The 22803-nt window shown below is 61.0% G+C and carries 21 protein-coding genes and 1 tRNA gene; 8 read left to right on the forward strand and 14 right to left on the reverse strand.

The annotated features are described in order from the left end of the window. Positions 1-53: 53 nt before the first annotated feature. The 3 genes from accC to aroQ are packed head-to-tail and all read right to left on the reverse strand — an operon-like array spanning position 54 to position 2414. Positions 54-1406, reverse strand: a complete 1353-nt coding sequence (gene accC / locus GBCGDNIH1_RS22305) for an acetyl-CoA carboxylase biotin carboxylase subunit (protein WP_043453058.1) — start codon at positions 1404-1406, stop codon at positions 54-56. Between the two features lie 10 nt (positions 1407-1416). Beyond that, on the reverse strand, positions 1417-1902 hold the full coding sequence (accB, locus tag GBCGDNIH1_RS22310) for an acetyl-CoA carboxylase biotin carboxyl carrier protein (protein ID WP_011632658.1): 486 nt from the start codon (positions 1900-1902) through the stop codon (positions 1417-1419). Beyond that, positions 1899-2414, reverse strand: a complete 516-nt coding sequence (aroQ, locus tag GBCGDNIH1_RS22315; RefSeq protein WP_025287289.1) for a type II 3-dehydroquinate dehydratase — start codon at positions 2412-2414, stop codon at positions 1899-1901. The genes accB and aroQ overlap by 4 nt, the downstream gene beginning before the upstream one ends. A gap of 157 nt (positions 2415-2571) precedes the next feature. Here aroQ and thiS point away from each other — a divergent pair, with 157 nt between their 5' ends. Further along, entirely contained in the window at positions 2572-2784 is a 213-nt protein-coding gene (thiS, locus tag GBCGDNIH1_RS22320; RefSeq protein ID WP_025287290.1) for a sulfur carrier protein ThiS, read from the forward strand. Between the two features lie 67 nt (positions 2785-2851). Beyond that, complete coding sequence (locus GBCGDNIH1_RS22325; protein ID WP_011632660.1) at positions 2852-3685, forward strand: thiazole synthase; 834 nt, start codon at positions 2852-2854, stop codon at positions 3683-3685. Between the two features lie 37 nt (positions 3686-3722). Here the strand turns inward: GBCGDNIH1_RS22325 and GBCGDNIH1_RS22330 are convergent, their stop codons facing one another. The 4 genes from GBCGDNIH1_RS22330 to GBCGDNIH1_RS22345 form a co-directional block, all read right to left on the reverse strand. Further along, on the reverse strand, positions 3723-3977 hold the full coding sequence (locus GBCGDNIH1_RS22330; protein WP_025318551.1) for a DUF3297 family protein: 255 nt from the start codon (positions 3975-3977) through the stop codon (positions 3723-3725). Between the two features lie 90 nt (positions 3978-4067). Then, a complete protein-coding gene (locus tag GBCGDNIH1_RS22335) occupies positions 4068-4361 on the reverse strand; it encodes a hypothetical protein (protein WP_011632662.1) in 294 nt (97 codons plus the stop codon). Positions 4362-4501: 140 nt separating this feature from the next. Continuing rightward, positions 4502-4578 (reverse strand) — tRNA-Arg (locus tag GBCGDNIH1_RS22340). A 76-nt stretch (positions 4579-4654) separates the two neighbouring features. After that, positions 4655-5641: an alpha/beta fold hydrolase gene (locus GBCGDNIH1_RS22345; RefSeq protein WP_157692031.1), complete on the reverse strand. Its 987-nt coding sequence runs from the start codon at positions 5639-5641 to the stop codon at positions 4655-4657. A 286-nt stretch (positions 5642-5927) separates the two neighbouring features. Between GBCGDNIH1_RS22345 and GBCGDNIH1_RS22350 the strand changes: the two genes are divergently transcribed. Both GBCGDNIH1_RS22350 and polA read left to right on the forward strand, forming a co-directional pair. Beyond that, positions 5928-6185 carry a zinc-finger domain-containing protein gene (locus tag GBCGDNIH1_RS22350; protein WP_011632664.1) on the forward strand — a complete coding sequence of 86 codons (258 nt, stop codon included), beginning with the start codon at positions 5928-5930 and terminating at the stop codon, positions 6183-6185. Between the two features lie 22 nt (positions 6186-6207). Then, a complete protein-coding gene (gene polA / locus GBCGDNIH1_RS22355; RefSeq protein WP_011632665.1) occupies positions 6208-9009 on the forward strand; it encodes a DNA polymerase I in 2802 nt (933 codons plus the stop codon). Positions 9010-9078: 69 nt separating this feature from the next. Here polA and GBCGDNIH1_RS22360 read toward each other — a convergent pair whose 3' ends face one another. From GBCGDNIH1_RS22360 to GBCGDNIH1_RS22370, 3 genes are all read right to left on the reverse strand, one after another. Beyond that, the gene (locus GBCGDNIH1_RS22360) at positions 9079-9774 is read right to left on the reverse strand and encodes a pirin family protein (protein WP_011632666.1); all 696 of its coding nucleotides are present in this window, start codon (positions 9772-9774) and stop codon (positions 9079-9081) included. A gap of 168 nt (positions 9775-9942) precedes the next feature. Continuing rightward, positions 9943-10530, reverse strand: coding sequence for a DUF4412 domain-containing protein (locus GBCGDNIH1_RS22365; RefSeq protein WP_072564001.1), 588 nt, complete (start codon positions 10528-10530; stop codon positions 9943-9945). A 91-nt stretch (positions 10531-10621) separates the two neighbouring features. Continuing rightward, on the reverse strand, positions 10622-11575 hold the full coding sequence (locus GBCGDNIH1_RS22370) for a LysR substrate-binding domain-containing protein (RefSeq protein ID WP_011632668.1): 954 nt from the start codon (positions 11573-11575) through the stop codon (positions 10622-10624). Between the two features lie 96 nt (positions 11576-11671). On the opposite strand from GBCGDNIH1_RS22370, the gene GBCGDNIH1_RS22375 reads away from it, so the two are divergent. Further along, positions 11672-13192 carry a catalase gene (locus GBCGDNIH1_RS22375; protein WP_011632669.1) on the forward strand — a complete coding sequence of 507 codons (1521 nt, stop codon included), beginning with the start codon at positions 11672-11674 and terminating at the stop codon, positions 13190-13192. 84 nt (positions 13193-13276) lie between these two features. On the opposite strand, the gene GBCGDNIH1_RS22380 is transcribed toward GBCGDNIH1_RS22375, so the two are convergent. Further along, a complete protein-coding gene (locus GBCGDNIH1_RS22380) occupies positions 13277-13999 on the reverse strand; it encodes a HugZ family protein (protein ID WP_011632670.1) in 723 nt (240 codons plus the stop codon). Between the two features lie 98 nt (positions 14000-14097). Here GBCGDNIH1_RS22380 and GBCGDNIH1_RS22385 point away from each other — a divergent pair, with 98 nt between their 5' ends. Beyond that, entirely contained in the window at positions 14098-14799 is a 702-nt protein-coding gene (locus GBCGDNIH1_RS22385) for a response regulator transcription factor (RefSeq protein ID WP_025318545.1), read from the forward strand. Between the two features lie 83 nt (positions 14800-14882). Continuing rightward, positions 14883-16556 (forward strand): stimulus-sensing domain-containing protein, encoded by a 1674-nt coding sequence (locus GBCGDNIH1_RS22390; protein ID WP_025318544.1) that lies wholly within the window; start codon positions 14883-14885, stop codon positions 16554-16556. A 20-nt stretch (positions 16557-16576) separates the two neighbouring features. Here the strand turns inward: GBCGDNIH1_RS22390 and GBCGDNIH1_RS22395 are convergent, their stop codons facing one another. Beyond that, positions 16577-17848: an OpgC domain-containing protein gene (locus tag GBCGDNIH1_RS22395; RefSeq protein ID WP_050748471.1), complete on the reverse strand. Its 1272-nt coding sequence runs from the start codon at positions 17846-17848 to the stop codon at positions 16577-16579. 344 nt (positions 17849-18192) lie between these two features. On the opposite strand from GBCGDNIH1_RS22395, the gene GBCGDNIH1_RS22400 reads away from it, so the two are divergent. Then, positions 18193-20799 (forward strand): MMPL family transporter, encoded by a 2607-nt coding sequence (locus tag GBCGDNIH1_RS22400; protein ID WP_232449647.1) that lies wholly within the window; start codon positions 18193-18195, stop codon positions 20797-20799. Here GBCGDNIH1_RS22400 and mmuM read toward each other — a convergent pair. Next, a complete protein-coding gene (gene mmuM, locus GBCGDNIH1_RS22405; protein ID WP_043453067.1) occupies positions 20790-21728 on the reverse strand; it encodes a homocysteine S-methyltransferase in 939 nt (312 codons plus the stop codon). The two genes, GBCGDNIH1_RS22400 and mmuM, sit on opposite strands and share 10 nt — an antisense overlap. Positions 21729-21761: 33 nt before the next feature. Then, positions 21762-22694 carry a lysylphosphatidylglycerol synthase domain-containing protein gene (locus tag GBCGDNIH1_RS22410; RefSeq protein ID WP_050748561.1) on the reverse strand — a complete coding sequence of 311 codons (933 nt, stop codon included), beginning with the start codon at positions 22692-22694 and terminating at the stop codon, positions 21762-21764. Positions 22695-22803: the final 109 nt, after the last annotated feature.

Below are 22803 nucleotides of genomic sequence, written 5' to 3' on the forward strand. Positions count from 1 at the left end.
CTTGGCAGGGCCACCGGAAGGACAGTCTGGAAAAACCATCCTCCCGCTCCAGATCAAGCCGCCGGAATCTGTCCCGCTACAAATTTCTCCAGCCAGTGAATGGTGTATTCACCGGCCTGAAATTCGGGATCAGCCAGAACGCGCTGATGCAATTCAGCCGTCGTGCTGATCCCCACCACGGCCATTTCCTCCAGCGCACGGCTCATGCGTGCAATGGCTTCAGGACGGGTGGGAGCATGAACGATCAGCTTGGCAACCATGCTGTCATAGTAAGGCGGCACCACATAGCCGCTGTACAGCGCACTATCCACACGCACGCCCAGGCCGCCCGGCGCATGAAATGCCTCGATCCGGCCCGGTGTCGGCATAAAGGTCAACGGATCTTCCGCGTTAATGCGGCACTCAATCGCATGACCCCGGAAACGAATATCCGACTGCTCATAACCGAGAGGCTCCCCGGCCGCGATCCGAATCTGCTCCCGCACCAGATCGATGCCGGTGATGGCTTCCGTCACCGGATGCTCGACCTGCAAGCGGGTGTTCATCTCGATGAAGGCGAATTGTCCGTCCTGATATAAAAACTCCAGCGTGCCCGCATTGCGATAGCCGAGCTTGCGCAGGCCGGAGGTCACGACCTCGCCAATCCGGTCACGTTCTTCCGCCGTCAGGGCGGGAGAACCGGCCTCTTCCAGCAATTTCTGATGCCGGCGCTGAAGAGAGCAGTCACGCTCACCCAGATGGACCACATTGCCATGCGAATCGGCCAGAACCTGCAATTCGATATGACGCGGTTTATCGAGGTATTTTTCGATATAGACGGCATCATTGCCGAAAGCGGCAGCGGCTTCGGTGCGGGCCAGACGCCATGCTTCAGCCAGTTCGCTCTCATCATGCGCGACTTTCATGCCGCGCCCGCCGCCACCTGCCGCCGCCTTGATCAGAACCGGATATTTCACCCGATCCGCCACGGCGCGGGCTTCCTCCATATCCGATACGACGCCTGCCGAACCCGGCACCAGCGGCACGTTGAGCGAGGCCATGGCGTGCTTGGCCTCGATCTTGTCGCCCATCATACGGATATGGGACGGGCTGGGACCGATGAAGGTCAGGCCATGCGCCTCGACCATTTCGGCAAAGTCCGCGTTTTCCGACAGGAAGCCATAGCCGGGATGAATCGCATCGGCGCCGGTGATGGTCGCCGCCCCCAGAATGGCCGCCGTGTTAAGATAGCTGTCACGAGCAGCGGGCGGGCCGATACAGACGCTCTCATCCGCCAGACGGACATGCATCGCATCGGCATCCGCGGTGGAATGCACGGCAACGGTCGGAATGCCAAGTTCACGGCAGGCGCGCTGAATTCTCAGCGCGATTTCACCACGATTGGCGATCAGGATTTTGTGGAACATCCCGCCCCGGTCACTCAATGATCACAAGCGGCTCGCCATACTCGACCGGCGCACCATTGCCGACGAGAATTTTCGAGACCGTGCCCGCTTTCGCGGCCTTGATCTGATTGAAAGTCTTCATCGCCTCAATCAACAACAGGGTTTGCCCGGCAGTCACCGGCTGACCGACAGAGATGAAAGAAGGCGCGCCCGGTTCCGGGCACAGATAGGCAATACCGACCATGGGGCTGAGCACCGCACCGGGATGTTTCGCATCATCCACGGCGGAGACAGCTTCCTGCGCCACAGGAGCCGCCTGCACCTGCGAGACCGGTGCCGCTGCTACCGCCGGCGCCGCCAGGGCAGGGGCACCACCGATATAGGTGACCGGGGCCGGGGTCCGCGCAACACGGATACGGCTTTCGTTATCGATGATCTCGATTTCCGTCAGGCCTGTATCCGCAAGGATTGTCGCCAGGGTGCGGATGGCCTCCGCGTCGAACAGAACGCGGCTCATGCGCCCTCTTCTCCTTCATAAGGGTGAAAAGCTTGATCCCGATCGGAATGATCATCGGGCAGATCGGTCTGTTCGTCCAGCAGGTCCGCCATGGCGCGCAACGCCAGGGCATATCCGCGCACGCCGAGACCACAGATAATGCCGTCAGCCGCCTGGCTGACGTAAGACCGGCGGCGGAACGTCTCGCGCCGGTGAATATTGCTGATATGCACCTCCACCACCGGCAGATCCACCGCAAGCAGCGCATCCATCAGGGCAACAGAAGTATGGGTATAGCCAGCCGGATTGATCACGATGCCGGCGGCACGGCCACGGCATTCCTGCACCCAGGAAATCAGCTCACCCTCGCCATTGGTCTGCCTGAAATCAACGGCAAGCCCAAGCTCCTCCGCCGTTTCGGCGCACAGCGCCTCGACATCATCAAGCGTCACGGAGCCATACATCTCCGGCTGACGCACGCCGAGCATATTCAGATTCGGGCCGTTCAGGACGGCAATCAAAGGTCTGGTCATCAGCCGGGCGTTAGCATGCGCAGACGAGAACGTCCAATCCGTTTCCCACCCTGTTTCACGAAACCAGCCTTTCAGCGGTTCCGGCTTGCGCCGCGTGAGGCCTCTCCCCATAGTCCATGACATGTCCGCCCCCAGCACATCCCTTTCTGAAACGCCTATGACGGATGGCGCTTTCATCACCGTCAATGGTCTGTCGCATGCCCTTTCACGCCCGACCACTGTTGCGGCATTGCTGGAAGAGATCGGGCTGGACCGCGTCAAAATCGCGGTAGAGCGCAATGAAAGCATCGTACCGCGCTCGCTCTATGAACAGACCCTGCTGGATGATGGCGACGTGCTGGAAATCGTTCATTTCATCGGCGGCGGCTGAGCCGGACAGGCGCGTTTGCGCGGCCCTTTGATCGGGCGCGCCACTCAACACGGAATCAGGATATATCATGACGACGGTTTCACCGACACATGCCTCCGGCTTTGCCGCATCAGGTGTGGAGGCCGGATGCGATGATCGCTGGAGCGTAGCCGGGCGACATTTCACATCCCGCCTGATCGTCGGCACCGGTCGCTACAAGGATCTGCCGGAAACTGCCGCCGCCATTGCCGCATCGGGGGCCGAGATCGTCACCGTCGCCGTCAGACGGGTGAATCTGTCCGATCCCTCCGCACCGATGCTCCAGGATTACGTCAGCCCGCGCGACTATACCTATCTGCCCAACACCGCAGGCTGCCATACGGCGAAAGACGCGGTGAGAACCCTGCGTCTGGCCCGCGAGGCAGGCGGATGGAATCTGGTCAAGCTTGAAGTGCTGGGCCCACCCCCGCATCTCTATCCCGATATGGCCGCAACCATGGAAGCCGCTGCCGCCCTGATTGAGGATGGATTCGAGGTCATGGTCTATTGTGCCGACGATCCCGTCGCCGCGAAACGGCTGGAGGAAATGGGGTGCGTGGCGATCATGCCGCTCGGCGCACCGATCGGCTCCGGGCTGGGATTACAGAATCCGGCCATACTGTCCCTGATCATCGAACAGGCGAAAGTGCCCGTGCTGGTGGATGCGGGAATCGGCACCGCCAGCGATGCCGCCGTGGCCATGCAGATCGGCTGTGATGCGGTTTTGCTGAACAGCGCCATTGCCCATGCCGGGAATCCGGTGCTGATGGCACAGGCCATGAAACATGCCGTGCAGGCGGGGCGTCTGGCGCATCTGGCCGGACGTATGCCCCGCCGAATGGGGGCGGACCCGTCCTCCCCCCTGACCGGGCTGATTTCCTGAACGGTGGAAACCAGCCGGACCAGTTGTGGAGAGGCCGTTATTCGGCCTCTGCATCCGCCTCACGGATGTAAGGCTCCACCTTGCCTTGCAGCTTGATGGTCATCGGGTGACCCTTGCGGTCCAGAGCCTTGCCGACGATCACACGCACCCAGCCTTCGCTGACGCAGTATTCATCGACATTGTTTTTCTCTTCGCCATTGAACCGGATGCCGACACCGCGTTCCAGCAAAGGGGCGTTGAAATAGGGGCTGTCCGGATTGGTGGACAGCCGGTCGGGAAGGGTATCGGCCATGGGAGGCAGCTCCATCATCATAGATCAATCCGCCTCATAGCGGATTGATCCACATCCCCACAAATGATGCCCCGGCACTCACGACTCTGATCAGTGCAGCCCGTAATAAGTGGGGTGGCCATGAAACTGCCCCATATGCAGATGTTTCAGGCAGGCTTTGTAATCTGCATGACTCAATGTCTTGACATCGCAATGGTCAGGCTCCGGAGCCACTGTATTGGCAGCCGCGGAATCCGGGGCAGCAGAAGGCGTGGGCGTAACCACATTGGCCACCGGCGCTTTCTCCGGAGGGGGAGGTGTCGGGGCAGCGGACGTTTCCTTTGGCGCAGGTGCTGAGCAGGCAGCCAAAATCAATGTCAGAACAATGGAAACAAAATAGCGCACGCTTCATTCTCCCTTTGCGCCTGTTTGCGCCCGTAAACGTTACGGTAACGCTTCAGTCTTGGGAAGGTTCGCATCGGCGGCTAGTCAATAACCCCCTGCGCCATCATGACAGCGGGACTTTCTGACTGGAAAAAGGGAAATGGCGGACCCGGCGCGATTCGAACGCGCGACCTTCGCCTTCGGAGGGCGACACTCTATCCAGCTGAGCTACGGGTCCAGCGCGCCCTGAATACCCTGCGCGGACGTCGAAGACAACCTTCTCTCAGCCCCTTATGCCGCAAAACCCGGAAATGTCATCTGCCTTGCGCCGCACGCAACCGCCCTATTGCCTCGTGGTCTGCTCCTGACGGCAGTGGCAGGTCGCTTCTTCCACCGGCAATGGCCATCATCCATGCGATGACATCTTGCAGGGGAAGGTCTCGCCGCTGATCACGGAACAGCAGGTGATAAGCATCCGGGTAATAGGCCAGGCGCACGTTCCGCTTGTCTTCTCTCTCTTCTCTTGACCCCACCCGTGGTGCCAGAGCCGCCCAGGCGGTGCGCATGGCCCGGTTCGGCACCAGTTCGTCATGGGCGCCATAGAGAAACAGGGCCGGCCCTTTTACATACGGTGCCGATTCCAGCGCCTGATCCATCAGATCGACCACCCCGCCAATCACATCGACGCGCGTTTTATGAATGGTCAACGGATCATGCCCCAGCCGGAGCAGGGCGGTTCTGTTATCGCTCGCCTTGACCCGCACCGGTCCTGGACCAAGCCGTGCCCCGGGAATCGTATGCAGCGCCAACCAGAGCGTGCTGCGCAGGGCGATATTCATTTTGCTACGCCCCCACACAGCCGGAGCAGAGAGAATATAGCCGTCAACCGCCGGAGCATCAGGCAGTGTTGCAGTCAGCATCAGCACCGCGCCCCCCATGCTTTCGCCCATCGCAAAAATACGACTGTGCGGATAACGCTGACGCAGCTGACGCAGCATGGCGGCGGCATCCTGCGCCATAGCCTCCCCGCCCGACCAGTAACCGCGGGAGGGCGATGCGCCGAAGCCGCGCTGATCCGGCGCGATCACGGCAATACCCGCTGCCGCCAGAACAGGGGCGGGATACTCCCATGCATCACGGGAATCGTTCATTCCGTGCAGGGCCAGCACCACTGCCCAGGGACCATCCTTCGGCATGTCGGCCGGCATCCATGCGCGATATGGCAAGGCGGTTCCATCTGCCAGCCTGAACAGACCGGACGCCGGAACCAGAGCATTTAACCGTGAAAAAGGCACCTGCATGACCGCTTTACCCGGTTCATTGACCCCCGTCATAGAGACCGGAACCCGTGGAGACCCCGGTAGCATAAGCCGGGATGCACAGGCGCTGGGAAGCAGTGACACTCCTATCACCAACCAGCGCAATACACGGGAAAAAGAAGTCAATGGACGGCCTCGGACTGGAAATAACCAGATGAACAGGCTCCGGAGAAACGGAGACGGTTGAACGAACCGTCCGCATGGCTATCATCCCGGCCATGCCTCTGCCAGATGCCCGGCACAGGCGAGGCTTTACGGAGGATGCACCATGACCACACAGCCCACAAACCATGCCTCCGTCTCTGCGGAACGGGGGGAGCCAACCCCGGTGGCGCCTGCCGGGCTGAATGCTCCGGCCAGCGAAACCATTCTGGTCGACAGCCATGTGGTTTCCTGCGATGGCGGGAATGCGCCTCTGGGGCACCCGCGCGTGTGGCTGCGGATCGCCGGGCAACGGGTCATGTGCCCTTATTGCTCCCGCCTCTATGTGCTGACGGCCGATGCCCCTGCCGTAGCAGCCCACTGATGCCCGATCTGACCATTTTTCCGTGAGCACCTCCCCGACGCCGGACGCAGCGCTTCCGGACAGCACCCATCTGATTCTGATCGACGGATCGGGATTCATTTTCCGCGCCTTCCACGCCTTGCCGCCGATGACCAGACCGGATGGAACACCGGTCAATGCCGTCTTCGGCTTTACCAACATGCTGGCGCGGTTTCTGAAAGATCACGTCGGCACGCATCTGGCGGTGATTTTCGATGCCGGGCGGACCACTTTCCGCAATCGGCTCTATCCGGCCTACAAGGCGCATCGTCCGGAGCCACCGCCGGAGCTGATCCCGCAATTCGCGCTGATACGGGAGGCTACGGCCGCCTTCGGCGTCCCTGCGATCGAACTGGCCGACTGGGAAGCGGATGACCTGATCGCCTCCTATGCCCGTGCTGCGGTCACACGGGGCGGGCGTGTCACCATCGTCTCCTCCGACAAGGATCTGATGCAGCTGATCCAGCCGGGCGTGGAGATGCAGGATCCGATCAAACAAAAAACCATCGGCCCCGCCGAGGTGATGGAAAAATTCGGCGTGACGCCGGAGAAAATGATCGACGTGCAGGCATTGATGGGGGACAGCGTCGATAATGTTCCGGGTGTTCCCGGGATTGGCCCCAAAACCGCTGCCCAGCTGATCAATGAGTATGGCGATCTCGACGGTGTTCTGGCTGCGCTGGAGACAATGAAGCCCAGCAAACGCCGGGACAATCTCGTTGCCCATGCCGAGGATGCGCGGATTTCCCGTCAACTGGTGGCACTGAGTCAGGATGCCCCGCTACCAGTGCCGATCACCGATCTGAGTGTTCGTCAGCCGGATGCTGCCGTTCTGCAGGACTGGCTGAATGCGCAGGGGTTCCGCAGCACCGCGGCAAGGCTCGGGCTTGAGACAGGCGGCAGCACTTCCCCCGCCTCTCCCGCTGCCAGCAGAACTGCGGCTGCCGCACTGGCAGCAGCCTCCCCCCTCCCCCCTTCCTCCGCGCCGTTCGGCCCTTATGAAACCGTCACGACCGTCGAAGCGCTGGAGCCATGGCTGACGGAAGCACGGAAAGCCGGGCTGTTCGCCATGGATACCGAAACCGACGGGCTGGATGCACAACAATGCAGGCTTGTTGGCATTTCGCTCGCCATTGCGCCGGGAAAGGCCTGCTATATCCCGCTCGATCACCAGACTACGCTGGATCAGCCGGTGCGCCAGCCGGCCATTGCGGAGATTGCCGCTGCGCTCAACCCGATTCTGGCCGATCCGACAGTTCTGAAAATCTTCCAGAACGGCAAGTTCGATCTGGCCGTGCTGCGCCGTCATCAGATGCCGGTCATCGCCCCGATCGACGACACCATGCTGATTTCCTATGCTCAGGAAGCCGGTGCGCACGGGCATGGCATGGACGAGCTTTCCGTCCTGCATCTGGGACACAGCCCGATTTCCTATGATCAGGTGACCGGCACCGGGCGTAACCGTCTGCCCTTCCCGCAAGTTCCCATCGACAAGGCCACCGCCTATGCCGCCGAGGATGCCGATGTCACGCTGCGTCTGTGGCATGCGCTGCGGCCCCGCCTGCGCGAGACTAAATCCCTGACCGTCTATGAGCAGATGGAGCGGCCGTTAGTGCCGGTGCTCTGCGCCATGGAAGCAGCCGGCATTCGGGTCGATGAAGCCGAATTACGGCGTATGTCGGCAGATTTCGCCCTGCGCATGGCAGACATGGAAACGGAAATTCATCAGTTGGCAGGCCGCCCGTTCAACCTCGCCAGCCCGAAACAGCTGGGAGAGGTGCTGTTCGACGAAATCGGCCTGACCGGCAGCAAGCGATCCAAAACCGGCGCATGGGGCACGGATGCGGCCACGTTGCAGGCGATTGCGGATGAAAGCGGTCATGCCCTGCCTGCCCGTATCTTGGACTGGCGCCAACTGGCCAAACTGAAATCCACCTATGCCGATGCGCTGGTGGAGGATGTCAATCCACGGACCGGGCGGGTTCATACCTCGTTCCAGATGGCGATCACCACCACGGGGCGTCTGTCCTCCAACGAGCCGAATCTGCAAAATATCCCGATCCGCACGGAGGAAGGCAGCCGCATCCGGCGGGCTTTCATCGCCGATCCCGGCCATGTGCTGATCAGCGCCGATTACAGCCAGATCGAACTGCGTCTGCTGGCGCATGTCGCCGATATTCCGCAGTTGAAGGACAGCTTCGCCAACGGCGAGGATATTCATGCCCGCACCGCCAGCGAAGTGTTCGGCGTGCCGATGCAGGGCATGGATTCCCTGACCCGCAGACGGGCGAAGGCGATCAATTTCGGCATTATTTACGGCATCAGCGCCTTTGGTCTGGCACGGTCGCTGGCCATTTCTCCGGGCGAGGCGCGTCAGTATATCGATGCTTATTTCGCCCGCTATCCCGGCATCCGGGACTACATGGAACGGACCAAGGAAGAAGCACGAATCAACGGTTTCGTGGTCACACCCTTCGGACGCCGCTGCTGGGTGCCGGGCATTGCCGACCGCAACCCGGCAAGGCGCGGTTATGCGGAACGGCAGGCGATCAATGCCCCGCTTCAGGGTGGCGCCGCGGATATCATCAAACGCGCCATGGTCCGGCTGCCTGCCGTGCTGGCTGACAACAGTTTTCAGACCCGCATGCTGCTTCAGGTGCATGACGAATTGCTGTTCGAGGCCCCGGAGGCCGAAGCCGAAGCTGTTGCCCGTCTGGTCACCACGACCATGCAGGATGCTGCCCGGATTTCAGTGCCGTTGGTGGTGGAAACCGGGATCGGGACCAACTGGGGCGAGGCTCACTGATAGCACGCCGGTCAGGCATATCCCTGCCTGACCGGAACAAACACCAGCGTCTTGCAGATTACCGGAGCCTTATTCGGAATCGACCAGCACAAGCTCGGCCTGTTCGAGTCCGGTAATCTCCAGCCGTTCTTCCTGCGTGATCGCCAGACCATCACGGGCATCGACTTGCACGCCGTTCACACTGATCCGGCCGGTTGCTGGCACCAGATACAGATGCCGCTCCGGATCGGCATCCAGCATCAGGGTCTGTCCGGCACCTACCGTTGCCGCCAGCACGCGCGCATTGGCCCGGATCGGCAAGGCGTCATCTCCCGCTATGCCGCTGGCGAGGATCGTAAACCGGCCTTCCCGCTGCTCCCTTGGAAACGGGCGCTGCCCCCATGAGGGCGTGCCACCTTCCGTGGCAGGCTCGATCCATATCTGGAACAGCCGGGTCCTGCCGCTCTCCCGATTATGCTCGGAGTGACGGATCCCTGAGCCGGCGGACATGACCTGCACATCCCCGGCCTCGGTCCTTCCATGATTCCCCAGCGAATCACGATGCGTGATCGCCCCCTCCCGCACATAGGTAATGATTTCCATATTGGCGTGAGGATGCATGGGAAAACCGGAATCCGCCGCAATCTCGTCATCGTTCCAGACGCGCAGCGCACCCCAGCCCATCCGGGCCGGGTCATAGTAATGCGCGAACGAAAAATGATGCGTTGCGTTCAGCCAGCCATGATTGGCGTGGCCCAGCCCGGCAAATGGCCTTTTCTCGATCATGGTCCTGCTCCTTTATCAGGGGGAGAGCTTTGCAGCCTCCGTGATGGAGCAGAGATGAGGCATGAGGCCGCCTGGGAAAAGAGCAGGATCAGAACGACACTGTTTCTGTTTTGACACCAGCAGGCCGCGATGCTCGCAGCCTGTCGGCGCAATAATGATTGGCCTGAATTACTGGCCTGGCTGGCGCATCATCCTGTACTCTTGGGGTACATCGAAATAGGCCGGGGTAATATTGCTGTAGGATACTTTCACAGCCGTCAGACTAGCCCCGTTCTGGGCACGTTCATGCGCATTCAGCAGCACGCCATCCGCAGTCAGGCAGACGATGCTGCCTTGTGCATTCGGCTCAGTCACATCGTAAACTGTGCAAGGCTGGCCTGCGATCACCTCGGTTCCGGTCTTGTTGAAGCGGGCATTTTTAGGCGGTTCGAAAGTCATGCTCTGCGCCGCCCCCGGAGGCAGCGGCATGACAGATTTCTGCCCATCGATGACCATCACCCCATTGCCGGCCTTCCGGTCGATAATGATGTAATCCTTCGAATTCGGCGTCTCGATCCGAAGCTTTCCGGCAGATGCCAGCACCGTCACCATAGCCTGATGCCGGGAACCATCAGGATCCACCGTATCATACAGCACCTGCACGTTTTTCGAGGGAATGACGAGCGGCGCGGTCTCTGCCGCCAGACAGGCACCCCCTGCCATGAAGGACGCCAGCACACCGGCCATAGCCGTCCATTTCAGTCCTGACGCCATCATATCATCCAATCCGCCTGTTATCCCACCCTACGGCTTGTCCCATGTGGACGGAACCGGGGAAGGTCACCCGCCATCATGACGCAGAAAGGGTTTATTTCAAGCGGTCCGGCATGACAGGCAGCGCACCCTCGGGAATATTGTCCCGCAGCAGCCCGGCAAGACGCCCGTAGCCGTCGCCGCGAGGATCGGACCCGCGCCAGATCAGGCAGATCCGACGGGCAGCGGAATCCGTCAGAGGAGACAGGGACAGCAGACCGTGCAAATCCTCCCGTCCCCGTGCGGCGAGGGCAGGCAGCAGGGAATATCCCTCCCCGGCCGCGATCATATGCCGCAGCATTTCCAGACTACAGGCAAACCGCTGTTTCTGCGTATGCGCGGTTCTGCTTCCCTGCCGGGCACAGAGCGACAATGCCTGATCACGCAGACAATGCCCTTCCTCCAGCAGCAACAGCCCATCAACCGGCAATGCGTCCAGATTGACATCGCGCCGGAATGCCAGCGGATGACCGGTCGGGCAGGCCAGCAGGAAAGGTTCATCCAGAATCGGCTCGGCTACAATTCCGTCCATCGGGCTAAGCCAGGCCAGCAACCCGATATCGAGTTTTCCAACGCGTAGCGCATCCAGCAGATCGCCCGTCTTCAGCTCCTCGATCTGGAGCGACAGGCCCGGCAAACGGCCCAGCACACTCCGCAGCACCGAGGGCAGATAGTACGGCCCCAAAGTCGGGATCACACCAAGCCGCAGCGTACCGGTCAGGCTGCCCTGTTGTGACTGCGCCATTTCCAGCAACAGCCGCGCCTGCTGCAAAATGCCGCGCGCCTGGGAGAGAATCGCTTCCCCCTGCTCCGTGGGGCGGACCTGACGATTGCCACGATCGAACAAGGTGACACCAAGCAGATCCTCGAGTTTTCTGACCTGTTCGCTCAAGGCGGGCTGACTGACGCCGCATTGCTCGGCGGCACGCCCGAAATGCCGCAACTCGCTGACGGCGACAGCATATTCCAGATCGCGCAGCGACAACCCAGCCAGGTTCATAGGGAGCACCGAAACATCATTAAGGAAAGAACGATTTTCCTTATACCCGAACCCGTGGCAGGGTCACGCCGAAGCCTTAGACCTCGCGGATTGGAAATTGCAGCCATGCCCGATACTTCATACCCTTTTCCCTCCTCTGGCCCCTCCGGCAGCCCCGTTCTGACCACCACAGCGGGCGCGCCGGTTGCAGATAATCAGAACAGCGTGACGGCGGGCGCTCGCGGTCCAATTCTGTTGCAGGATTATCAGCTGATCGAAAAACTCGCGCACCAGAACCGCGAACGTATTCCGGAACGCGTCGTGCACGCCAAAGGCTCAGGCGCTTTCGGCACTTTTACCGTCACGGCGGATATTTCACGTTATACGCGCGCCGGCATTTTCTCACGCATTGGCAAATCCACTGATGTGCTGCTGCGTTTTTCCACCGTTGCCGGTGAGCGTGGGGCTGCGGATGCAGAGCGCGATGTACGCGGATTTGCGCTGAAATTCTATACCGATGAAGGCAACTGGGATCTGGTCGGCAATAACACGCCGGTGTTTTTCATCCGCGACCCCATGAAGTTCCCCGATTTTATCCGCACGCAAAAGCGTCATCCGCGCACCAATCTGCGCTCCCCCACCGCGATGTGGGATTTCTGGTCGCTCAGCCCTGAAAGCCTGCATCAGGTGGCAATCCTGTTCAGCGATCGCGGACTGCCGCAAGGCTATCGTTTCATGAATGGCTATGGCAGCCATACCTACAGCTTCTGGAACGATGCCGGAGAGCGTTTCTGGGTGAAGTTCCACTTCAAATCCCTCCAGGGTATCCGCACCTGGACCAATGAAGAAGCCAATGAGGTCATTGCCCAGGATCGGGAAAGCGCCCAGCGCGACCTGTACGAAGCGATTGAAAAAGGCGATTTCCCGCGCTGGCGCGTTTGCGTGCAGATCATGCCGGAGGCAGAGGCCAACAGCACGCCCTACAATCCCTTCGACCTGACGAAAGTCTGGCCGCATGCCGATTATCCGCTGATCGATGTCGGCGTGCTGGAGCTGAATCGCAATCCCGCGCATTATTTCGCGGAGATCGAGCAGGCTTCGTTCTCACCGTCCAATATCGTACCCGGCATCGGTTTCTCCCCCGACAAGGTGTTGCAGGGGCGTCTGTTCGCCTATGCCGATGCTCATCGCTACCGTGTCGGCACCCACTACGAAGCCTTGCCGGTGAATGCCCCGAAATGCCCGGTTCATCACTATCACGCGGATGGCGCCATGCGCTTCGACGCGCCACAGGGAACCGATGCGTATTACGAGCCGAACTCCTTCCATGGTCCGGTGCAGGATCGCACGGCTCAGGAACCGCCGCTGCGTATTTCGGGTGATGCCGACCGCTACAATCATCGTGACGGCAACGACGATTATACCCAGCCTGCCGCGCTGTTCCGCATGTTCACGGCTGAACAGAAGGAACGCTTCTACCGCAACATCGCCGGCGCCATGCAGGGTGTTCCCGGCTTCATCATCGCCCGTCAGCTGGAGCATTTCCGCCGCGCCGATCCGGAATGGGCGGATGGTGTCAAGCGGGCGCTGGGCGATGCGTATCAGGAACCGGAATCTGCCCCCACCAATGCCGAGGCGCGCACCTGAACAGCTTTATTTCTAGCTCACCACGACAGGCAGCAATGCCTGTCCTTATCTCCACCGCGTCTGTCTCTGACAGGCGCGGTTTTTTTATGCGCGGGCCAGGCGTACCAGTTCCTGCCGGACACCCGATGCATCACTCACCGGCGCTGACCAGTTCATCCGCAACACCGGTTCGGACATCGGGTCATCAGGGGCCAGATCGCAGCCATCGCAATCCACCGCCACCATGCGCCAGCTTGCAGCCTTGCCACCAGCACCCTGCGCAATCCGCGCCAGCACGTCGGCATGATCCGCATTACAATGTGCGATGATGTCCGCCTCCGCCGCAAGCAGTGCCGTGACCGAGGCTTCGTCAGGACACAGCACAGAACCTGGCAAACGCGTGGCTTTTGCAAAGCCGCCCACCAGCATGGCCCCCAGCGGCTTTAACCTCACCAACGAAAAATCACTGAATCCAGCATAGGGCGCAGCATAAGGATGCACGGCCAGAAAACGCTGCCGCAACGCCGGATCATCCACGACCTCCGCCAACCCTGTGACGGTGACACGCGGTGCGGTCTGTGGATTGACGGTCTCTGCCTCCCCGCTGACCATCAGGGCGGCCCGTTTCTCCATCCGCAAATGCCGCATATGCTCCGACAGGCTGGACAAAAGCAGCAGGATCGACAGATCAGCCGCGCAGGCATGGGTGACAAGCGCTGCATAAGGCTGCCCATCCTGCACGGTGGCCAGTGTCGCCTGCCGGGCAGAGCGCAGCAGGCAACGCGCCTGCCACGCAACCTGTTTCATGTCATGCGTATCCAGTGCCATAATCGATTCTTCCTGCCATGCCGCTCTCAGCGGACTGCAATCGTTTACAGTCGTTCAAAGCCCAAGAAACGGGCAAAGCCCACGAAACGGGATCCACCATGACACAGACCATCGCCCTCGTGGATGATGACCGCAATATCCTCACCTCCGTCTCCATGACGCTGGAGGCGGAAGGATTTCAGGTCCGCACCTATACCGACGGAGAAAGCGCGTTGCAGGGCCTGACGACCCGGCCAGTGGATCTGGCGGTGCTGGACATCAAGATGCCTCGCATGGACGGGATGGAGCTGCTGCAACGTCTGCGCGCGCGTACCGCTTTGCCGGTTATCTTCCTGACCAGCAAGGATGAGGAGGTCGATCAGTTGATGGGCCTGCGGCTGGGGGCGGATGATTACATCACCAAACCCTTCAGCCAGCGCCTGCTGATCGAGCGTATCCGCGCTCTGTTGCGCCGGAACGATGCCAGCCGTGCAGACGGGCAAGGCACGACAGGAGGAGGGCTGCTGACCCGGGGCGATCTGACCCTCGATGAGAGCAAGCACCAGTGCCTGTGGCATGGTAAAGATATTCAGCTGACGGTGACGGAATTCCTGCTGGTCAAGGCGCTGGCCGCACGTCCCGGCGTGGTTAAATCCCGTGACCAGCTGATCGATGCTGCTTATGGCGAAAACATCTACGTCGATGATCGCACCATCGACAGCCATGTCAAACGGGTCCGCAAAAAATTCCGCGCTGTGGATGATGATTTCAACCAGATCGAAACTCTCTACGGCATCGGCTATCGCTATAAGGAGCAATAATTTCACCGGACTATTCCGTTTTTCCATCCGGGAAACGCATTCCGGCCACGTACGCGCCGCAATTCCATGTCATGGCGGGCCTCATGACGCATAACCGTCCCCCTTCCGCAACGAACCGGCGCTATCGACTGATCTCACCGCTGCTGAGACGCATTCTGGTGGTCAATGTCATGCCGCTGGTGCTGCTGGTGGCGGCATTGCTGTATCTGGATCAGTACCAGAACGGGCTGCTGAGCGCCGAGGTGCTCACCTTGCGGGAACAGGCGCGCATTTTTGCCGGTGCGCTTGGTGAAGTTGCCATTGATCCGCCGGGCAAGACACCGCCGCATCTCTCCGCCGGGATTGCCCGGCCACTCTTGCGCCGACTGACCGAGCCGACCCCCAATGCCCGCGCCCGTCTCTATGGGCCTGATGGCAGTCTGGTGGCCGACAGTCAGGCCATGCGACACGATCCGGGCGAGGATATCGGCACAGAACCGGTCGCCAACCCGCATGAGCGGAGCATGCTGACCGATATGGTCAGCACTTTTTACGACTGGGTGCAGACCCACTTCCCGCATGCCGGCCACTCCCCCATCATGAACACGGATCGGGATGAGGCGCTTGAAACCAGGCCACGGTGGCAGTCCGACACAGGCAAGGGCCAATCCGCTGCCTTTACTCCGGCCGATTCAGCATTGGAAATGCCCGCCTATATCCGCCGCACGGCAGATTCCCGGTTGTTGGTCACAGTGGCGGAACCGGTTCAGCACGATAATCATACCATCGGCATCATTCAGGTGACACGGGAAGCACGCGAAGTCGATGCCAGCCTGTTTGCAATTCGGGTCTCCATTCTGGCGCTGTTCGGGCTGGCGTTGGGGTTGACGGTGATCATGTCCGGCTATCTGGCGCGGACCATCGCCCGTCCCATGCGGAGCCTTGCAGTGGCGGCCGGACAAATGCGCGAGGAACGAGTACGCGGGAGCTATCTGCCGCCTGCCCTGCTGCGGCGCGGCGATGAAATCGGGGAACTTGCGGAAGCTCTGTCCGAGAGCGCCGTCGCTTTATGGGCGCGTATGGATGCGATCGAGCGTTTCGCCGCCGATGTGGCACATGAGATCAAAAACCCGCTTTCCTCCATCAACAGCGCCATCGAGACATTGCGAAGGGTCGAGGATCCGGCTCAACACAAACGGCTGATGAGCATCATCGCGCAGGATGTAGGGCGGCTGGACCGCCTGATCACCGATATTTCCGATGCCAGCCGCGTTGATGCCGAACTGTCGCGCCAGCCAACGGAGGAGGTGGATGTGGCCCCCATTCTCTCCACCCTTGCAGAGATTCATGAAGCAACGCGGGATGAGGAGGATGGCGACCCTGTTCTGACCGTTCATATCTCCGATCAGCCGCTGGTGGTACGCGCGGTGGAAACGCGGCTGGTGCAGGTTCTGCATAATCTGATCGGCAATGCGGTCTCATTCAGCCCACCCGATGGGGTGATCACGCTCTCCGCAGGGCGTAACGGGCCGTTCATCCAGATCACAGTCGAGGATGAGGGACCGGGTATTCCCGACTCAAAACTGGAACACATCTTTGACCGCTTTTACTCCGAGCGGCCTGAGCGGGAGCAGTTCGGCAAGCATTCCGGGCTCGGCCTGTCGATCAGCCGACAGATTATCGAAGCCCTGTCAGGGGAGATCAACGCCGACAATCGCCGTGATGCGGAAGGCAAAATCATCGGTGCCCGGTTCAGCATCAAGCTGCCCGGTACCTGAGCCGGGCAGAATCAGTTCCATCACGGACGGATAACGCTCTGGGCCGAACCCTGCGGCAACCCTTGATCCATTTTTTGCTCCCGGACCAGTTCCTGGGCCGGAACAGCCACCGGCTTTTTCCAGGGGATGGAATGATACCATGCAATGATCCGGACCAGCAGTGCCAGCACAGCCATGGCCATGACATTCACCACAATCTGGCGGATGCTCCATGGCGACACGCCATCCAGAGCGGCGGTCCCAAGCTGCGCCAACACAACCGTGCACAGAAAAACCGGCAGTGAATAGGTTCCGGCTGTAATGAACGGGCGCGCCCAGTTGCGGTGAAGAAAGGCCGGACGCTTTCCGACAATGCTCACCACCAGCCATGCGATAGCCAGAAAATGCAGATAGATCAGGGGCGGCAGCACGGTCTTGTTGGTATTCGCCGTCACCCATTCGGCGATGGCCGCGCCCGTCTCCCCGGCATGGCTCAACAGGCCGGTGCGGGCGACGAAACCGAAAACAATCAGGCCAACGGCACCGATGCGGAACAGGCCCATGCCCCGGTCACGGAAAACCGGCGGGACCGACACCCATCCGGCTGTCAGCGCATAACCGGTGAAGAAAACCAGCTGCCAGCTGAAGGGATCGAAGAACCAGTGACGCTTCGTGCTGGGATCGGCGGGCAAATTCCAGCCCAGCAGCAGGGCGCCTGCCCACAGCAGAACCGATGCCACAACAGGCAGCCGCCGATCCAGCTTCGCCAGCAGGACCGCAACCGGCACCATCGCCATGATCACGACATAAACCGGCAGCACATCCAGATAGCCCGGCACGTAGCTCAGCATCACGATGCCTCGGAATGCCTGCACCGGATCGTCATACAGATGATACAGTTCGAACAGTTCGACAAAATTATAGTGACGATGGCCGGTCACATGGGCCAGCAGTCCTGGCAAAGCCGCCACCGCCATCACCAACCCGAGTTGGGCCGCATAAATCTGCCAGACCCGCAGAGACACACGTGCCGTTCCCAGCGCCCATCCAGCCCGGCGATAAACACTGCCGAAAGCGTAGGCACAGGAGGCACCCGAGACGAAAAAGAAAATACAGGCCGCATCGCTGAAACCGAAACTGGCCGGCATGAGATGGGAGAAGCTGTTGTTCCGGATATGGTCGATCAGGATGATGAACAGGGATACGCCCCGGAAAAAATCAATCCGCAGATCGCGCTCCTTGCGGACACGCACAGGCTGTATGACCGGATTGGCCACACCGGAAACCGTTCCTTGACAAAGGGGATCGCTCATAACCGCGCCAGATCCTTTCCTCTTTCTGCCGTCTGCCGCAGACGGCAGAAAGATCAGCCGATCAGGCCAGACCAGACAAGGCCCGATCTGCCAACATGGCTGACCCAACGAGAATAATCATTGAACACTAACCCATGCGAACGGTTCGCACAGCAAAAAGAATTTGACCAAACGTAACAGACCATCCCATTGCCCTGCCCCGGCCAATTGCCCTGTGCCGGCCCATTGCCCTGTGCCGGGATGTCTACCCCTCGCCACCGCCATGGGGTAACCCGGACAATTCCTGCATGGGATCGCTACATCCCCAAGGGACAAAAGACGTTTAGATGAGGGAGCCTGCCGGAATGGGTCTCAAGATCATGGGGTCGACCGCCCTGCTGACCGAAGCCACGCGCTTCTGCCGTCGCCGCGCGCTGTGGGTGGTGCTGGCAGCCATGGTGCTGGCGGGACTCAGCCTGACCCATGCCGCCCATCATCTGGGGGTCAGCACCAATACGGATGAGCTGTTTGCGTCCTCCCTTCCATGGCGGCAACGTCAGGTCGCCTATGAGAAGAATTTTCCACAGAATCAGGATCTGCTGGTCGCTGTGGTCGATGGCTCCATTCCGGAGGAAGCAGAAGCCACAGCCGATGCGCTTACAAAGGCACTGTCTGAAGACAAGGAGCATTTTCTGTCTGTCCAGCAGCCAGGAGCGCTGCCTTATTTCCAGAAAGAGGGGCTGCTGTTTCTCGACCAGAAAAGCCTGTCCAGCCTGCTGGACCAGACCATCGACGCGCAGCCTTTTCTGGGGCAGCTGACGGCAGATCCCAGCGCACGCGGCCTGTTCGCAGCGCTTTCCCTCGTTGCCATGGGCGTCTCCCGCGGGGAGGCCAACCTCCAGCCCTTCATGCCGGCCCTGCAAGGTTTCGATGATGCATTGCGTCAGGCGGCAGACGGACATCCGAAACCGCTTTCATGGGAGAACCTGCTGGCCGGTCCACTGGCGCAACAGGCAGGGCAATACCGCTTCGTGCTGGCCCAGCCGCGGCTGGATTACGACGCACTGGAACCCGGCGGTGCTGCAACCGCCGTGCTGAGACACATCGCCGCCGGGCTGGAATTCGTCCGCACCGGCCATGCCCATGTGCGCATCACCGGCCCTGTCGCGCTGGCGGACGAAGAATTCTCCACCGTGGCCCACGGCATGGTGGAAGGCACCCTCATCAGCATCGCCCTGATTACGCTCTGGCTGTTTCTGGCCCTGCGCAGCTGGCGGCTGATCCTGCCGGTGCTGGCCACCTTGATGCTCGGCCTGACACTGACGATCGGGTTTGCCTCAGTGGCGGTTGGCACCCTGAATCTCGTCTCGGTCGCATTTGCAATCCTGTTCGTTGGGATCGCCGTCGATTTCGCCATTCAATACTGTGTGCGCTTCCGCGAAGTGCGGCACGAAATCGCCGATCCGGCCATTTCCCTGCCCGAAACCACACGCCGGGTCGGCGGACAGATTCTGGTGGCCGCGGCCGCGACAGCCGCCGGGTTTCTGGCTTTTGTTCCGACCAGCTTCGAAGGGGTAGCCGAGCTCGGGCTGATCGCCGGGGTCGGTATGGTGATTGCCTTCCTGTGTACTATGACTTTCCTGCCAGCCATGCTGAGCCTGTTCCGCCCACGGGCAGAAGGACGGGAAATCGGCTTTGCCGTTGGAATGCCTCTCGACCGCACCCTGCTGCGCTGGCGGCGGCCTGTTCTGCTGGTCTTTGCCCTGATCGCCGTTTCCGGGATCGCCCTGCTGTCGCGGCTGACGTTCGATTCCGATCCCTTGCACACCAAAAATCCGAATACGGAGGCCATGCGGACGCTCTACGGCATGATGGGCGATCCGATGACCAACCCCTATTCCGCCGATATTCTGGTCGCAAACCGGGAACAGGCCGAAGCGCTCGCCAAAAAGCTGGAAAAACTGCCGACCGTCGCCGAGGTTCTGACACTCTCCTCTTTCGTGCCCGACAATCAGGATGAAAAACTGGCTCTGGTCGCGGATGCCGCCAGCCTGCTGGGGCCGACCCTGACCCCTCATACCCCCCCCTCCTCCGTGACGCCCGAACAGATCAGGCTGGCAATCAGTGCGGCGCTGGGGCAGATCCGCCCGGCTTTGGCCAAACTGCCCGCCAATCATCCTCTGGCCGGGATCGCGGCAGCGCTCGACCGGCTGTCTCATGCTTCCGATGAGACGCTTCTTGCCGCCAATGCGGCCCTCGTGCGGTTTCTGCCGATGCAGCTTGAGCGTCTGCGTACGGCCCTGAGCGCCGAGAAAGTCAGCGTCAAGGATATTCCTCCCGCCTTGGCGAAAGACTGGCAGCTTCCTGACGGACGGGTGCGGGTCCAGGCCATGACCAGCCCCAAAGCCTCCGACAGCGCCGGGCTGCACCGTTTCGCCGCCGAAGTTCTGGCCGTTGCCCCCGATGCCAGCGGCTCCGCCATCGTGATTGTGGAAACGGCTCAAACCATCGTGACCGCGTTCCGTCATGCCGCAATGGGAGCCATCGCAGCCATCATGGTGATCCTTGCGCTCGCGTTGCGTCGGGTGCTGGATGCCGCACTGGTGATGTCGGCGCTTCTGCTCTCCGCGCTGATGACAGTCGTGGTGATCAGCCTGCTGCCCATGGCGCTGAATTTCGCCAATATTATCGCCCTGCCGCTGCTGCTGGGCGTCGGTGTCTCGTTCAACATCTATTTCGTGATGAACTGGCGGGCAGGGGTCAGCGGTTTTCTGGCAACCGCCACAGCCCGGGCTGTGATTTTCTCCGCCCTGACCACCGCGACCGCCTTCGGATCACTGGCCTTGTCGGAGCATCCGGGCACAGCCAGCATGGGCAATTTGCTGATGATCAGTCTAGGCTGCACATTGGTGGCCTCGCTGATCTATATCCCGGCGCTGCTTTCCGGGCTGCGAAGGCGGGGTCAGGCCTGAGCGTGGATCAGACGGCGCAAAGCGCGTATATCATCCGGCCGGGTGCGGCAGCATCCGCCGACGATCCGTGCTCCAAGCCGGAGCCAGCTTCTCGCCTGCTCTGCCCAGTCATCGGATCGCCTGTGTCCCCAACAACGGGTCACCAGATCAAATGGCTCCCCGGCATTGGGGTAGACGATCACAGGCAGGCCACCACGGCGCAAACAGCGGATCAGGGCAGGCACGAGGACCGGATCGGTACAATTGATCCCGATGGCGGCCACGAAAGGGCAGGATGCCATAGCCTGCACACAGAGTCTCAATGGCGTTCCATCGGCGATATGGGCCGCATCCCGCACGGAAAAGCTGACCCATCCCGGCACACTCAATGCCTGAAGCAAATCCGCAAACGCCAGTGCCTCATCCAAATGCGGCACGGTTTCACAGGCGATGAGATCGGCGCCTCCGGCTGCAAGCGCACGCATGCGGGGAGCGTGGAACGCCAGATACTGTGAGCGCGACAGGGCATAGCGCCCGGTATATTCCGAGCCATCGGCCTGGCACGCCCCATATGGCCCCAGCGAGCCGGCCACCAGCGGACGAATCCGGTTGCGGCGCTGCGCAGCCGGCAGACCGGCCCAGACGTCATCCCGGACCGAACAGGCCAGTCGCGCCGCATCGGCCAGGACCGACATAGCCCGACCTCGCGACAATCCCCTGCGCTGCAACCCCGGCAGACTCAGCTGATAGCTGGCGGTTTCGATACAATCGGCTCCGGCTTCCAGATAGGCCCGATGCACCGCCGCAATCGCCGCCGGATTATCCAGCAGCAGGCGACCGGACCAGAGCGGATCATCCAGATGATACCCGGCACGTTCCAGTTCCGTCGCCAAGGCGCCATCCAGAAGCAGCGGTCGGGCCTGCCGAAAGAGAGAAGAGATCAATGCCATCACATCCTCCCATCATCGGCGACATGCAGACTGTCAGCGGCGCAAGGCCCTCGCTTCCGTCATTTGCCATCCCAGCAGAATCGGCACACCAACCAGAAGATCCCGCGCCCGCCGCACCAGAGAAATACCAATGGCAATATCCGGTGGCACACCGAACACACTGCCGAGCGCAACATAGGCAGCTTCCTGCACCCCCAGCAGTCCCGGCACCATAAAAGCCCCCGCCACCAGACCGTGCATCATGCCCTCCACCGCCAACGCATCGATGAACAGCAATTGCACGCCCAACATATGCGCCGTGAGCCAGGTTGCAACGCCAGACCCCATCCACGCCAGAAAATGCCAGCCAATCCCCCTCAGCAGGGCAGGCAGATTGGCAGAGAGCTGGGTCAGCTCCATTTCCAGACAGTCAATACCATCACCCAGAGCAGGAGCAGCGACTCTGGAAGCCAGCGCCCTCATTATCGGTCCGACCCCATGGCGTTGCACCCACACCGCGCCCCATCCTGCCAAACCGGCCACCACAACCCCGGCCACGGCCGGGATCAGCAAAGTGCCTGATGACGTGCTGGCCAGCAGGATCGACAACCCGAGCAAGGCAAAAATCAACTGGGCCAGAAACTCACAGGTGACATCCACAATGGTCGAGGCCGCCGCGACCGGCCAGCGCAGCCCCCAAAGCGTCGCGGCGCGGGCGCCGAGCACCAGACCGCCGATTTGCGAAAAGGGCAGACAGGTACTGGCGGCATCCCTCACCATCCTGCACCAGACCGGCAGCCAGAACGAAACATTGCCCGGCAGCATCTGCCGCCATGCCCGCCCCAGCAGCAGGAAAATCGGCACCTGCAACAGGCACAGCAGGCCCAGCCCTTTCCAGCCGATACGGAGCGTGGCATCCAGCACCTGATCCAGCCCGAACCAGCCGATCAGGCCCGTTGCCAGGGCAAGACCCAGCAGGGCCGCCAAAATCGAAATCCGTTGCAAACGCTCCGCCCGCCCAAACCAGCCCGCCAGACCAGTCTGCGGGAAAAAGAATGGCGCCCGTGCTACACGAAAGAACGGTGAAACTCTACAC

This window comes from Granulibacter bethesdensis CGDNIH1, from assembly GCF_000014285.2.
Classification (GTDB): domain Bacteria; phylum Pseudomonadota; class Alphaproteobacteria; order Acetobacterales; family Acetobacteraceae; genus Granulibacter; species Granulibacter bethesdensis.